Origin of the sequence: Pseudomonas sp. BP01 (genome assembly GCF_022760795.1) — a bacterium.
GTDB classification, from domain to species: domain Bacteria; phylum Pseudomonadota; class Gammaproteobacteria; order Pseudomonadales; family Pseudomonadaceae; genus Aquipseudomonas; species Aquipseudomonas putida_Q.
On sequence record NZ_JAFBKA010000019.1, the window covers coordinates 95,011 to 109,349 of the forward strand.

General features: G+C 63.5%; 11 protein-coding genes. 6 read left to right on the forward strand and 5 right to left on the reverse strand.

The window, feature by feature from the left end; genetic code table 11:
* Positions 1 to 152: 152 nt before the first annotated feature.
* Genes rsmA through JOY50_RS18155 form a run of 4 tightly spaced genes read right to left on the reverse strand, consistent with a single transcriptional unit; the run spans position 153 to position 6,040 of the window.
* On the reverse strand, positions 153 to 953 hold the full coding sequence (rsmA, locus tag JOY50_RS18140; RefSeq protein ID WP_132843057.1) for a 16S rRNA (adenine(1518)-N(6)/adenine(1519)-N(6))-dimethyltransferase RsmA: 801 nt from the start codon (positions 951 to 953) through the stop codon (positions 153 to 155).
* Positions 950 to 1,939 (reverse strand): 4-hydroxythreonine-4-phosphate dehydrogenase PdxA, encoded by a 990-nt coding sequence (gene pdxA / locus JOY50_RS18145; RefSeq protein ID WP_132843059.1) that lies wholly within the window; start codon positions 1,937 to 1,939, stop codon positions 950 to 952. The genes rsmA and pdxA overlap by 4 nt, the downstream gene beginning before the upstream one ends.
* A complete protein-coding gene (surA, locus tag JOY50_RS18150) occupies positions 1,936 to 3,255 on the reverse strand; it encodes a peptidylprolyl isomerase SurA (protein WP_243055598.1) in 1,320 nt (439 codons plus the stop codon). The genes pdxA and surA overlap by 4 nt, the downstream gene beginning before the upstream one ends.
* Positions 3,236 to 6,040, reverse strand: a complete 2,805-nt coding sequence (locus JOY50_RS18155) for an LPS-assembly protein LptD (protein ID WP_243055599.1) — start codon at positions 6,038 to 6,040, stop codon at positions 3,236 to 3,238. The genes surA and JOY50_RS18155 overlap by 20 nt, the downstream gene beginning before the upstream one ends.
* Positions 6,041 to 6,170: 130 nt before the next feature.
* Here JOY50_RS18155 and JOY50_RS18160 point away from each other — a divergent pair, with 130 nt between their 5' ends.
* The 3 genes from JOY50_RS18160 to JOY50_RS18170 are packed head-to-tail and all read left to right on the forward strand — an operon-like array spanning position 6,171 to position 8,627.
* Positions 6,171 to 7,190 (forward strand): aminoglycoside phosphotransferase family protein, encoded by a 1,020-nt coding sequence (locus tag JOY50_RS18160; protein ID WP_019470215.1) that lies wholly within the window; start codon positions 6,171 to 6,173, stop codon positions 7,188 to 7,190.
* Positions 7,187 to 7,858, forward strand: coding sequence for an N-acetylmuramate alpha-1-phosphate uridylyltransferase MurU (gene murU, locus JOY50_RS18165; protein ID WP_243055600.1), 672 nt, complete (start codon positions 7,187 to 7,189; stop codon positions 7,856 to 7,858). The genes JOY50_RS18160 and murU overlap by 4 nt, the downstream gene beginning before the upstream one ends.
* Before the next feature lies 1 nt (position 7,859).
* Positions 7,860 to 8,627, forward strand: coding sequence for a TerB family tellurite resistance protein (locus JOY50_RS18170; RefSeq protein WP_132843121.1), 768 nt, complete (start codon positions 7,860 to 7,862; stop codon positions 8,625 to 8,627).
* 138 nt (positions 8,628 to 8,765) lie between these two features.
* On the opposite strand, the gene JOY50_RS18175 is transcribed toward JOY50_RS18170, so the two are convergent.
* Positions 8,766 to 9,764 (reverse strand): alpha/beta hydrolase family protein, encoded by a 999-nt coding sequence (locus tag JOY50_RS18175; protein ID WP_132843065.1) that lies wholly within the window; start codon positions 9,762 to 9,764, stop codon positions 8,766 to 8,768.
* Positions 9,765 to 9,859: 95 nt separating this feature from the next.
* Here JOY50_RS18175 and JOY50_RS18180 point away from each other — a divergent pair, with 95 nt between their 5' ends.
* From JOY50_RS18180 to JOY50_RS18190, 3 genes are all read left to right on the forward strand, one after another.
* On the forward strand, positions 9,860 to 12,247 hold the full coding sequence (locus JOY50_RS18180; RefSeq protein ID WP_132843067.1) for a PAS domain S-box protein: 2,388 nt from the start codon (positions 9,860 to 9,862) through the stop codon (positions 12,245 to 12,247).
* Positions 12,248 to 12,254: 7 nt separating this feature from the next.
* Entirely contained in the window at positions 12,255 to 12,887 is a 633-nt protein-coding gene (locus JOY50_RS18185) for a response regulator transcription factor (RefSeq protein WP_192902526.1), read from the forward strand.
* Positions 12,888 to 13,184: 297 nt separating this feature from the next.
* The gene (locus JOY50_RS18190; protein WP_132843071.1) at positions 13,185 to 14,309 is read left to right on the forward strand and encodes an ABC transporter ATP-binding protein; all 1,125 of its coding nucleotides are present in this window, start codon (positions 13,185 to 13,187) and stop codon (positions 14,307 to 14,309) included.
* Positions 14,310 to 14,339 lie beyond the last annotated feature (30 nt).

Consider the following 14,339-nt stretch of genomic DNA (forward strand, 5'->3'; position numbering starts at 1 on the left):
GGGAGGGCTAGCGGTGTGGGGCTTGCGGCCTTTGTCGTCAGCGCCGGCCTCTTCGCGGGTGAACCCGCTCCCACAGGGATTGCACAGTATTTGAAGGCTGTGGCGTACTTGTGGGAGCGGGTTTACCCGCGAAGAGGCCGGTACAAGCGATATCAGGCTTGCTGATCAGCCAGCTGGTCAGCCAGGCGCACAAAGGCGGCCAGGTCCAGCTGTTCGGGCCGCAGGCTGCCATCCACGCCGGCGGCCTCGATGGCCGCGCTGTCGAGCAGGCCTTTCAGGGTATTGCGCAGTGTCTTGCGCCGCTGGTTGAAGGCTTCGCGAACGACGCGCTCCAGCAGCAGGTGGTCCTTGGCCGGGAACGGCAGCACTTCGTGCGGCACCAGGCGGACAATGGCCGAGTCCACTTTCGGCGGCGGGTTGAAGGCGCCAGGGCCCACGTTGAACAGGTGTTCGACGCGGCAGTGGTACTGCACCATGATCGACAAACGCCCCCAGTCCCCACCGCCAGGGCCAGCGGCCATGCGCTCGACCACTTCCTTTTGCAGCATGAAGTGCATGTCGCGGATCAGCCCGGCATGGCTGAGCAGGTGGAAGATCAGCGGGGTGGAAATGTTGTAGGGCAGGTTGCCCACCACCTTGAGGCTGCGCGGTGGCACGCCCAGCTGGTTGAAGTCGAACTTCAGGGCGTCGCCCTGGTGCAGGCGGAAGTTGGAGCGGTTAGCAAACTTGTGCTGCAGGATCGGCACCAGGTCCTTGTCCAGCTCCACCACGTCCAGTTGTGCACCGCTGCCCAGCAGGCCTTCGGTCAGGGCGCCCTGGCCCGGGCCGATTTCCAGCAGGTGTTCGCCGGCCTTGGCGTTGATGGCACGCAGGATGCGGTCGATGATGCCGGCGTCGTGCAGGAAGTTCTGGCCGAAGCGCTTGCGTGCCCGGTGTTGGTATTGCTCGTTCATGGTCGGTTCTCGGCCATCTGGTAGGCGGTTTCCAGCGCGACGCGCAGGCTGCCGGTGTCGACGTTGCCGGTGCCGGCGAGGTCCAGGGCGGTGCCGTGGTCGACCGACGTGCGGATGATCGGCAGGCCCAGGGTCACGTTGACTGCAGCGCCGAAACCTTTGTACTTGAGTACAGGCAGGCCTTGGTCGTGGTACATCGCCAGCACCGCGTCGCAGTGCTCCAGATATTTGGGGGTAAACAGGGTATCGGCCGGCAGCGGCCCGCGCAGGTCCATGCCTTCGGTGCGCAGGCGGGCCAGGGTCGGCTCGATGATGTCGATTTCTTCGCGGCCCAGGTGGCCGCCCTCGCCCGCGTGCGGGTTGAGGCCGCACACCAGTATGCGGGGGTTGGCAATGCCGAACTTGTCGCGCATGTCGGCATGCAGGATACGGGTTACACGTTCGACGCGCTCGGCAGTGATGGCGTCGGCAATATCACGCAGCGGCAGGTGCGTGGTTACAAGGGCCACGCGCAGGCCGCGGGTGGCCAGCATCATTACCACCTGCGCGGTCTGGGTCAGCTCGGCAAGGAACTCGGTATGCCCGGAGAAGGCGATACCGCTTTCGTTGATCACGCCCTTGTGCACAGGGGCGGTGATCATCCCGGCAAAATGCCCATCGAGGCAGCCTTGCCCGGCGCGGGTCAGGGTTTCCAGCACGAACGCCGCGTTGGCTTTGTCGAGCTGGCCTGGCACTACCGGGGCTGCAAGAGGGGTATCCCACACGTACAGGCTGCCCGCGGGTGCCGGCTGGTCGGGCCATTGGCCCGGGGCGACTGGCAGCAGGCTGACGGCCAGCCCCAGCTGCGTGGCCCGCTCGGCGAGCAGGTCACGGCTGGTGATGGCGATCAGGGGGTGGGGCTGGGCGTCTGCGGCGAGCAGCAGGCACAGGTCGGGACCTATGCCGGCAGGCTCGCCAGGGGTGACGGCGAAGCGCTGGGGCTTCACTGGGCGGCCTGGTCAGCGCCAGGCAGCTTGATTTCAACGTAGGCTTCGTCGCGAATCTGGCGCAGCCAGGTTTGCAGCTCTTCGTCGTACTTGCGGTTGCGCAGGACGCTCTGGGCCTGTTGCTCACGTGCCTGTTCGGTGCTGTCGGTGGCGCGGCGGCCCAGCACTTCCAGAACGTGCCAGCCGTACTGGGTCTTGAACGGTTTGGTCACTTCGCCTTGCTGGGCGTTGGCCATCTGCTCGCGGAACTCCGGTACCAGGCTGTTCGGGTCTACCCAGTTGAGGTCGCCGCCGTTGAGCGCCGAACCCGGGTCTTCCGAGAAGCTCTTCGCCAGCTCGCCGAAGTCTTCGCCGTTCTTTATGCGATCGTACAGGCGCTCGGCCAGTTGCTCGGTGGCCGCTTCGCTGCGGATCTCACTTGGCTTGATCAGGATGTGGCGTACATGCACTTCGTCACGCAGCACGTTCTCGCTGCCACCGCGCTTCTCCTCGAGCTTGAGGATGATGAAGCCGTTGGGGATGCGAGTAGGCTGGGTGATTTCACCGACCGGCATGCTACTGAGCATTTTGGCGAAGTCTGGTGGCAGCTGGCCGGCTTTACGCCAGCCCATCTCGCCGCCTTCCAGGGCGTTTTCGCTGGCCGAGTTGGCAATCGCCATCTGGCCGAAGTCGGCGCCCTGGCGCAGCTGCTGGTACACGTCACCGACCTTGCGCGCTGCCTTCTGGATATCATCCGCGCTGGCGGCTTCCGGGGTCGGGATGAGGATGTTGGCCAAGCGGTACTCTTCCGACATCTGCATCTTGCCCATGTCGGAGTTGAGGAAGTTCTTCACTTCCTGCTCCGACACCTGGATGCGTTCGGCCACACGGCGCTGACGCACGCGGCTGATGATCATCTCGCGCTTGACCTGCTCGCGAGCGTCATCGAACGACAGGCCGTCACGGGCCAGGGCGGCGCGGAACTGGTCCAGGGACATGCCATTGCGCTGGGCAATGGTGCCGATGGCCTGGTTCAGCTCTTCGTCGGTGATGCGGATGCCCGAACGCTCGCCGATCTGCAGCTGCAGGTTCTCGACGATCAGGCGTTCCAGCACCTGCTGTTCCAGAGCGCTGGTCGGCGGCACGCCGCCGCCGCGCTTGGCGATGGTTTGCTGCACCTCATGCACGCGCTGGTTCAGCTGGCTTTGCATGACCACGTCGTTGTCGACGATGGCCACCACGCGATCAAGAGGTTGTACCGCGGCATGCACCGCGCCACTCAGCAAAGCGGCGCCCAGCAACACTGGGCGCAGACGATCAATAAGCTTGGTCTTCACGTTCACGGTAACCTTGAATGCCTTGGTCGAGGAAAGATTCGACCTTGTTGCCCACTACGCCACCGAGGCCTTTCAGAACGATCTGAAGGAAGATGCCGTGGTCGCCTTTTTCGTTCTGCGGAAGCGCCTGGCTGAAATCGTCGTAATCGATCCAGTAGCGGTTGATCAGGCGCAGCTTCCAGCAGCAGTTGTCGTATTCGAAACCACCCATGGCTTCCAGGGTGCGGTTGCGGTTGTAGTCATGCTGCCAGCGGGCGATGACGCTCCACTGCGGAACGATCGGCCAGATGACCGAGAAGTCATGCTGCTGGATCTTGTAGTAGTCCTTGATGTAGTTCGGGTCGCCCGGTGTGCCGTAGTCGCCACCGCCCACTTTCCACGTGCCCGTGGTCGAGTCGTAGGCAATGGTGTCATTGCGGTAGCGATAGCCAAGGTTGACCACCTTGTTCGGGTTGTCTTCAGGCTGGTAGTGGAACATCGCGCTGCCCGAGCGGGTGCTGCGGCTGTCCGGGTCCCAGTTGAAGTCCGAATTGAAGCGCCAGTCGCGGTTGAAGTAATAGTTGTACACCAGCGCGTATGGCGACACATCGGACTGTGCATCCTTGCGGTCGCGGTAGTCGATGCCCGGCAGCTGGACCTTGCGGTCCTTGAAGTAGTAGGCCTGGCCGATGCTGAAGTTCTGGCGCTCGAAACCGTTGTCTTCGATCCAGCGGGTGGTCACACCCAGCGAAAGCTTGTTCTCGTCGCCGATACGGTCCGGACCGCTGAAGCGGTTGTCTCGGAACAGCGAGTCGTAGCTGAAGAGCGTCTCGCTGGTGTCAAACAGAGGGATATCAACCTGGTCCTTATACGGAACGTAGAGATAGAACAGGCGCGGTTCGAGTGTCTGCTTGTAATTCGTTCCGAACAGGGATGTGTTGCGGTCGAAGTACAGGCCACTGTCGACACTAAAGATAGGAACATCACGGTCTTGATTGCTCTTGAAGTCGCCGTACAGAGGAATCTTACCGGGCTCCGTGATCAAATCGTTCTTGCCCTTGCTATCCAGGTCAAGGTCGTAGTGGGTGTACATGTATTTAAGCTTCGGCGTGATGTAGCCGTAGCTTGCTTCCATGGGCAGGCTCATGGAAGGGGCGACGTTCAGGCGGGTACCGTTGGCACGAGCCACGCCGAAGATGTTCTCGTCGAGACGTCGGCCTGGGATCCCGGCGCTGGAGTCGGGATTGCCGTCCTTGTCGAGAACGAAGTCGTCTTTCAGGTCGCGATCAAAGCGAACGGCTTCAGTTTCGTAACCAAAGTTCAAACCGCCTGGCTGGTAAGGCAGCGTGCCATTGAGTGTGAGCTGCGGCAGGCGATCATACGGCGTGATCTGCGAAATGGTGGCCATCTCGTAGGCGTGCACGTTCAAGCGTGCCGTGTAGCTGTCGCCACGCCACGTCAACGCACCTTGCTGGTCAAGGAGGTCCTTGCTTTCAACGCCGATCTGGTCGGATTCCAGGTCCTGGAAGTAGAACGGGTCGCTGATGTCGGTGTAGTTCACCTCGGTCATCAGGCGCTCGTCCAGGCCACCCTTGTGCTGCCAGTTGACCATCCAGCGCTGTTCTTTGTAGTCAGTCTGGTCTTTGCGGTCGTCGTCCTTGTCGTTCAGGTACGCGCCGCCAAACTGGCCTTCGCTCGAAGGCGTCAGGTAGCGGAACTCGCCTTCCATCAACAGGCCGCGTTTGGTCATGTAACGCGGGTACAACGTGGCGTCGTAGTTGGGCGCCAGGTTGAAGTAGTACGGCGTGACCAGCATGAAGCCGGTGTCGCTGCTGGTGCTGAACGATGGCGGCAGGAAGCCGGACTGGCGACGGTCGTCGATCGGGAAGTAGATGTACGGTGTATAGAACACCGGGAAATCCTTGACCCGCAGCGTAACGTTGGTCGCGGTGCCGAAACCGGTGGCCGGGTTCAGGGTGATGTTGTTGCCCTTCAACTGCCAGGCGTTGCTGCCCGGTTCGCAGGTGGTGTACGTACCGTCCTTGAGGCGGATGATGGCGTTTTCGCCACGTTTGGCGTACAGGGCACTGCCGCGGATGTGCGACTTGTGCATCACGTATTCGGCGTTGTCGACCTGGGCTTCGCCGGTGTCGAGCTGGATCTGTGCCTCGTCACCGACCACCAGCGAACCGTTGTCACGGATCTTGACGTTGCCCTTGAGCTCGCCACGGTTTTCGGTCTGGTAGAGGTTGGCCTCGTCGGCCTCGGCCTGCATGCTGCCCTGGCGCATTACCACGTCACCGGCGAGAGTAGCGATCTGCTGCTCCTGCTGGTACTTGGATACCTTGGCGTTGATGTAAGTCGGCGACTCATCCTTCGGCGTGGTATCGGCCATGCCCGGGCGGGTAGGCTCGATATAGGCGCCGCCGCAGTACGGGCCGGTTTCGGCCAGCTGCGCGGCGGTGAGTTTTTCACGCGGCACCCAGTCCAGGTGGCTGTAGTCTTCGCTGCGCGATTTCAGGCCACGGCCTTTGGCCTCGGTGACCAGCATCGGCCGGTCTGCGGTGTCGGCTTCGCTCGCGGCTTCTGTGCCAGAGCTGACGGCCGCACCTTCGTGCACCGGGCGCGGCGGCAGGTTGTTGACTGGCGCTTTGGGCTTGCAGTCCCAACCACCGGAGGCGGACACTTGGCAGTCGAACTGTTCGGCTGCCACTACGTATGAGGTGGCCAGAGGTTGCAGGGCCAGCAGACCGCCGGTTACCAGCAACGGAAACTTTCTACGAAACGCGGGGGATTTCAATGCCATCTTATTAGTCCGGGCTTCCTGCGTGCCATCTGCCCGCGTGTGGGGCCGCACGCCTCTCGATGGTCTGAAAAAGATGCTGGATAATAAAGCATGACCCGCTTGACGGCTAGGGCCGTCGGAGACCCTTGTAATGCCTGAACACGATGTACGCCTGCAACAACTGACGGTCTGGCTCGATGAGCAGCTCAATGATCTTTTCCGCAACAACGCCTGGGGCGAAGTGCCCGCGGGCAGCCTGACCGCGGCCAGCAGCGACGCCAGCTTCCGCCGCTACTTCCGCTGGCAGGGCGCGGGCCACAGCTTCGTGATCATGGACGCACCCCCTCCGCAGGAAAACTGCCGACCGTTCGTCGCCATCGACCACCTGCTAGCCAGCGCTGGTGTGCATGTGCCGCTGATCCATGCCCAGGACCTGGAGCGGGGCTTCCTGCTGCTGGGGGATCTGGGCCACCAGACATACCTTGATATTATTGATGCGGATAACGCCGATGGCCTGTTTGCCGACGCCATCGAGGCCTTGTTGGCCTTCCAGCGTCTGCCAATGGATGCGCCGCTGCCCAGCTACGACGACGCCCTGCTGCGCCGTGAAGTAGAGCTGTTCCCCGAGTGGTACGTGGGGCGTGAGCTTGGGCTGGCCTTGAGCGAAGCGCAGAAAGCCACCTGGCAGCGCGTCAGCCAACTGCTGATAGACAGCGCGCTGGCGCAGCCCAAGGTGCTGGTGCACCGCGACTACATGCCGCGCAACCTGATGCAGAGCACCCCCAACCCCGGTGTGCTGGACTTCCAGGATGCGGTGTACGGCCCGGTCACCTACGACATCACCTGCCTGTTCAAGGACGCCTTCCTCAGCTGGCCGCAGGCACGGGTCGAAGCCTGGCTGCGAGACTACTGGCAGCGGGCAAAGGCGGCCGGCATCCCGGTACAGGGCGACTTCGAAGCATTCCAGCGTGCCAGCGACCTGATGGGGGTGCAGCGCCACCTGAAAGTCATCGGCATTTTCGCCCGCATTTGCCACCGTGATGGCAAGCCGCGCTACCTGGGCGACGTGCCGCGTTTCTTCGCCTATATAGAAGAAGTGATCGGCCGCCGGCCCGAATTGGCGGAGCTGGGTGAGCTGATTGCCGAGTTGCAGGCCGGAGCGCGTGCATGAAGGCAATGATCCTGGCAGCGGGCAAAGGCGAGCGCATGCGCCCGTTGACCCTGCATACCCCCAAGCCACTGATCCCGGTCGCCGGCCAGCCGCTGATCGAGTACCACCTGCACGCCCTGGCGACGGCGGGTGTTACCGAGGTGGTGATCAACCATGCCTGGCTGGGCCAGCAGATCGAAGATCACCTGGGCGATGGCAGCCGCTTCGGGCTGAGCATTCGTTATTCACCCGAGGGCGAGCCGCTGGAAACCGGTGGTGGCATCTTCAAGGCCCTGCCATTGCTGGGTGACGCGCCGTTCCTGCTGGTTAACGGCGATGTCTGGAGCGACTACGACTTCACATGCCTGCAGGCCCCTCTGCAAGGCCTTGCTCACCTGGTACTGGTCGACAACCCTGGCCATCACGGCCGCGGTGACTTTCGCCTGGTGGGCGAGCAGGTCGTCGATGGCGATGATGCTCCAGGCACGCTGACCTTCAGTGGCCTTTCGGTGCTGCACCCGGCACTGTTCGACGGTTGCCAGGCCGACGCCTTCAAGCTGGCGCCGCTGCTGCGTCAGGCCATGGCAGACGGCAAGGTCACTGGCGAGCACTACCGTGGGCACTGGGTGGATGTTGGTACGCCTGAGCGCCTGGCCGAGGCTGAGCGCTTGATTGGCGAGCGCGCCTGACATGTGGTGGCCAGGCACGCTGATTGGTGTGAGTGCCGGTTTTGCTGTTGCCAGCATTCCGGGGGCCTTGCTCGGCGGGTTGCTTGGGCAGGCCCTGGACCGCCGCTTGCGCTTGCAAGGCTGGGAAGACATGCGCGAACGCCTGGGCGGTCGCTCGGCCTTGCGCGACGACGAGTTGCTGTTCGTGATGCTCGGGCGCCTGGCCAAGTGCGATGGCCGGGTGGCTGAGCAGCATATCCGCCAGGCGCGCCAGGAGATGGTGCGCCTGGACCTGGCCGAAGCGGCCCGGCTGCGGGCGATAGCCGCGTTCAACCGCGGCAAGGCGGGCAAGGACCGGCTGGGCAGCCATTTGCGCCGCATTCGCCAGCAGCCGCATGCGGCTGAAGGCACCCTGCGCGCCTGTTGGCGCATGGTCTGGGCCGACGGCAAGATGGGCAACAAGGAGCGTGAGCTGCTGCTGGACTGGGGGCAGAAGCTGGGCCTGAGCCGGCGCCAGGTGCAGGCGATGTCGCTGGAGTACGAGCCACGCAAGGCCGCCGGAACGGAAGGGGTGGCCATGACCTATGCCGCAGCGTTGCGCTTGCTTGCAGTTGAGGCGGACACGGAGACGGACAAGGTCAAGCAGGCGTATCGCCGGCTGGTGAGCCGGCATCACCCGGACAAGCTGGCGGGTACCGGTGCCAGCGAGGCGCAGGTGCGTGAGGCGACCGAGCGTACCCGTGAATTGCATCAGGCCTATGCCATGATTCGTAAGCGGCGGGGCCTGTAACAAAACGGGGCCGCTGTGCGGCCCATCGCGATGCAAGGCCGCTCCTACACGTTCGCGCAAAGCCCGAGGGGTGCGCAGTACTTGTGGGAGCGGCCTTGTGTCGCGATGGGGGTGCCCGGCACCCCCATCGATTTCAGCTCAACCCTGAGGGCTCATCCATCCCCGTACCCGGCGGAACAACTGCTCTTGTTCCGCGGCCTTGTTCCCCGGCATGGCAATCAACGACAACTGCCGGTACTGGCTGTCCTTCTGCCGCTTGCTGGCCTGCAGGCGCTGTTCGGCCGCGTTGCGGTCGCTGCTGCGGGTGACGTAATAGATATCCGCTGTCGGCACCTTCAAGGTCGGCGCCAGGCTTTCCAGGTCATGCTCAACCCGCGCCGGTGTCTGTGCGGCGACCATCACCAGCTTTTGTACCTGAGGTGGCTGCTTCTCGCTCAGGTAGCGGGCCGCCCAATACGCACCGCTACCATGGCCGATCAGCACGATGCTGCGGGCGTTGTGTTGCTGGGCGTACGCCACGGCGGCATCCAGGCGGGCGAAGATACGCTCGGCATCTGCAGGGTCCGCCTGCTCGCTGGCCTGTTCGGCGTCAGTGCTTTCTGCCGCATCGGCATCGGCCGCCGTGGCCTGGGCGACGTTGGCATTGGCATCGGCCGGCACATCCTTGGCAGGGGCGCTTTCGCCTTGGTCTTTCGCAGGCTCGGCAGGCGGTGTGGCTTCGACCCGTGCTTGCGGGCTGTCGGCGAGCAGGTCGGGCAGGCTGACGCTCAGGCTGTGCCAGCCGACATCCGGGAATTTCTGCCGCAGTGGGCCGACCGCATTTGGCCAGTCGGCGGTCTCGCCTGCACCGGGAATAATGATGACTGCCCCTTGCGGGTCGTTGTCATTGGCGGGTTTCCAAAGTGCCAGGAAGCTGTCGGCACCGGCCTGCAGGGTCTGCTGCTCGGCCTTGGGTACAAGCCGTTCCAGCGCCTGGGCATCTTCCTGGCTGCGCTCCAGCAGGGGCGGGCGCGAGGCTTGGGCGGCTGGAGCCTCGGTGGTGGTGGGTGGTTTTTCGGCATCGGCGGCCAAGGCGCCGAGTGGAAGGATCGAGGCCAGGCAGCACATTGCCAGCGTCGTGCGATAAAGTGTGGACATGAGTCAACCCAGGGCCAGAATGATACCGGCAGCCTAATAGTATTTGCCCGTGACGGCCATGCTGCATGGCCGCCTTTGCCAAGACGAGCGTTTAGATGAAGCGAGTGCGTCGCCTGTTGGTTATCGGCTGCTTGTGGCTGCCCTTGATTGCATTGGCCCGGCCCGAGGCAGTGCCCACCGTTACCCTGGAGCCTGCGCAGCAGCAGTGGCTGGACGCGCACCGCAGCTTGCGCGTCGGCCTGGTGCTGCAGGCGCCCTACGCCCAGTTCGACCGGCGCCTGCAGCAACTGTACGGGGCCAACGTAGAACTGGTGAACAGCCTGGCGCAGGCGCTGCGCCTGGACCTTACCTGGCGCAACTTCAGCGACCAGGCCAGCCTGGAACATGCCCTGCATAGCGGCGAAATCGACTTCGCCCCCGGCCTTACCCAGACGCCGGCCAGCCTGCGGCTGTGGCTGTTCAGCGACCCGTACATGCGCGTGCCGCAACTGGTGGTGGGGCCGCGCACCGGCGCCATGGCCGTGGAGCTGGAAAAGCTTGAAGCCGAGCAGCGGGTGGCAGTGCGCATGCCCAGCCAGCTGGCCGATTACCTGCGCGGCAACTACGGCAACCTCAACTTGCAGGGGGTGCCCAACGAGCGTGAGGCATTGCAACTGGTGGTAGGTGGCCAGGCCGGTTTCGCGGTGCTGGATGAAGCCCAGCTCAGCCGCTTGTCACGTGAGAGCGAATTCAGTGAGCTGGCGGTGGTCGGCGATATCGGCCTGCCGCAGCTGCTGCGTATCGGCTCGCGACGCGACTGGCCGCTGCTGGCCGATGTGCTCGAACGCGGCCTGCAGGCGCTGCCGGCCAAGGAGCTGGAGCAGCTGCACCAACGCTGGTTGCAGCCCAAATACCCACGCCTTAGCGAGTCGCCAGGCTTTTGGCAGAACCTGGCCTTGCTGTTCGGTTTGTTGCTGTTGTGTGCCTTGGCCACGCTGGTGTGGCAGCGCCGGCAGCAGCGCCAGCTGGAGCGCAGCCTGCTGACCACACGGGAAAGCCTGGTGGAGCGACAAGTGCGTGAAGAGGCCTTGCGCCTGAGCCAGTTCGCCATCGACCAGAGCACGGTGGGCATTCTCTGGGTCAACTGGGACAGCCACGTACGCTACGCCAACCATGCTGCCGAGCGCATGCTGGGTTATGGCGACGGCGAACTGCTGGAGCGGCCTTTGAGCGCTTTCGAGCCAAGCCTGACCATGGACCGCTGGCTGGAGTTGTGGAAAGGCGCCCGCACCGGGGAGGGCGGTGTCGGCCAGTTCGAGGCACAGTGCCGGCGGGCCGACCACAGCCTGCTCCCGGTCGAGCTATCACTAAGTTTTTTGCGCTTTCGTGATTCCGAATACCTGGTGGTCTACCTCGCCGATGTCACCGAACGCCACCGCGCCCTGGCGGCACTGCGCGAAAGCGAGGCGCGGCTCAAAGGCATTGCCGGCAACGTGCCGGGGCTGGTGTTTCGCCTGGAGCGTGACCCGGCCGAAGGCGAGCTGGAATTCCCCTACATCAGTGAGGGCAGCGAGGCGCTGGTGGGGTATGCACCGGCCGAGATCCAGCACCCACAGATGGGCTTGCGCAACCTGGTTCACCCCGAAGACCGCGCCGACTACCACCGGGTCCAGGACCTGGCCTTGGCCAGCGACCAGGACTGGTCCTGGCAGGGGCGCATCCTGACCCGTCAGGGTGAGCAACGCTGGGCTGACATCAAGGCCAGCACCCGGCGCCTGGCCAACGGCCAAGTGGTATGGGACGGTGTGGTATGGGACATCACCCAGGGTAAGCGGGCAGAATTGGCACTGGCCCGATCCCAGGAACAGTTGCGCGAGCTGTCGGCCCACCTGGAGAGCGTGCGCGAGGAAGAAAAGGCGCGCATCGCCCGGGAAGTGCATGATGAGCTGGGGCAGATGCTGACTGTGCTCAAGCTGGAAGTGTCGATGTGCGAGCTAGCGTTTGCCGAGCTGGACCCTGGGCTGAATGAGCGCCTGGCAAGCATGAAGCGCCTGATTGCCCAGCTGTTCCAGCTGGTGCGTGATGTTGCCACTGCCTTGCGTCCGCCGATCCTCGATGCCGGCATTGCCTCGGCCATCGAATGGCAGGCACGGCGCTTCGAAGCCCGCACGCAGATCCCCTGCCTGGTACAAGTGCCGGATAATCTGCCTGCATTGAGCGATGCCAAGGCCACTGGCCTGTTTCGTATCCTGCAGGAGGCGCTGACCAACGTGATGCGTCACGCCCAGGCGCACAGCGTGGAGATCGAACTGGTGCGTGAAGACGGGCAATTGCGCATGACGGTCAGCGATGATGGCCAAGGCTTTTGCCACGAGCAGACCCGGCCCACTTCATTTGGCCTGGTGGGTGTACGCGAGCGGGTGCTGATGCTGGGGGGCAGCATGGCGCTGGCCAGTGAACCAGGCGAAGGCACCAGCCTGAGTGTGGCCATTCCGTTGGAGTAGGAGAGCAATCGTGATTCGAGTACTGGTGGCCGAAGACCACACCATTGTCCGTGAAGGCATCAAGCAGTTGATTGGCTTGGCCAAGGACATGCAGGTGGTGGGGGAGGCCGGGAATGGCGAGCAACTGCTGGAAACCCTGCGCCACACGCCGTGCGAAGTGGTGCTGCTGGATATCTCGATGCCAGGTGTGAATGGCCTGGAGGCGATCCCGCGGATCCGTGCGTTGCACGATGCCCCGGCAATCCTGATGCTGTCGATGCACGATGAGGCACAGATGGCAGCGCGGGCGCTGAAGGCTGGTGCGGCGGGCTACGCCACCAAGGACAGTGACCCGGCACTGCTACTGACTGCGATTCGCAGGGTGGCGAGTGGCGGGCGTTATATCGATCCGTCGCTGGCCGACCGCATGGTGTTCGAAGTGGGCCTGACTGAGTCCCGGCCATTGCACACGCTGCTGTCGGAGCGGGAGTTTTCGGTGTTCGAGCGCCTGGCCCAGGGGGCCAACGTCAACGACATTGCCCAGCAGCTGGCGCTGTCGAGCAAAACCATCAGCACCCACAAGGCGCGCTTGATGCAAAAGCTGAAAGTGAACTCGCTGGCGGAGCTGGTGAAGTACGCCATGGAACACAAGCTGGTCTGATTGCGACATAGGCTTTTCGCCGCCTGCACCAGCCTCGTGTGGGAGCGGGTTCACCCGCGAAGAGGCCTGCCCAGGCACCTCACATGGCAGGCCTGGCCCTTTCGCGGGTGAACCCGCTCCCACAGGGGACAGTGTGATGCTCAGGACGAGTATTCAAATCCCGCCATTGTTGTAGGGCAATCCCTACAGCAAATCTTCCATCTGGATGATGGCATTCTCTCAGTGCCCCCGATTTTCGTGCGCTTGCGCCTCTTCTACTCTTTTGCCTACGCAGTCATCCAACAAGAAGGTGCAGGCATGAGCGAGGCGAAGTCGAACGCTGCAACCAGCGAAACGCTGGTCAGCTTCCGTGGTGTGCAGAAGAGCTACGACGGCGAGTCGCTGATCGTCAAAGACCTCAACCTGGACATCCGCAAGGGCGAGTTCCTTACCCTGCTTGGCCCGTCCGGCTCCGGCAAGACCACCAGCCTGATGATGCTGGCCGGCTTCGAAACCCCTACCGCCGGTGAAATTCAGTTGGCCGGCCGTTCGATCAACAACGTGCCGCCGCACAAGCGCGACATCGGCATGGTGTTCCAGAACTACGCGCTGTTCCCGCACATGACCGTGGCCGAGAACCTGGCCTTTCCGCTGAGCGTGCGCAACCTGAGCAAGACCGACATCAGCGAGCGGGTCAAGCGCGTGCTGAACATGGTCCAGCTCGATGCTTTTGCCAAGCGCTACCCCGGCCAGCTTTCCGGTGGCCAGCAGCAGCGTGTGGCCCTGGCCCGTGCGCTGGTATTCGAGCCGCAGTTGGTGCTGATGGACGAACCGCTCGGCGCGCTGGACAAGCAACTGCGTGAACACATGCAGATGGAGATCAAGCACATCCACCAGCGCCTTGGTGTGACCGTGGTGTACGTGACCCACGATCAGGGCGAAGCGCTGACCATGTCCGACCGTGTGGCGGTATTCCACCAGGGCGAGATCCAGCAGATCGCCGACCCGCGCACGCTGTACGAAGAACCTTGCAACACCTTTGTCGCCAACTTCATCGGTGAGAACAACCGCATCAACGGCACGCTGCTGGCCAGCGACGGCAAGCGCTGCCAGGTGCAGTTGCCGCGCGGCGAACGGGTCGAGGCGCTGGCGGTGAACGTCGGCCAGGCCGGCGAGCCGGTAACCCTTTCAATCCGCCCCGAGCGTGTGCGCCTGAATGGCCACAGCGAGAGCTGCGTCAACCGCTTCTCTGGCCGGGTGGCCGAATTCATTTACCTTGGCGACCACGTGCGGGTGCGCCTGGAAGTTTGCGGCAAGGCCGATTTCTTCGTGAAACAGCCGATTGCCGAGCTCGACCCGGCCCTGGCCGTGGGCGACGTGGTACCGCTGGGCTGGGAGGTGGAGCACGCCCGCGCGCTCGATCCGATTGCCGAAGCCCATTGATGGATTGCTTCACCAACCCTGTACTGTGGA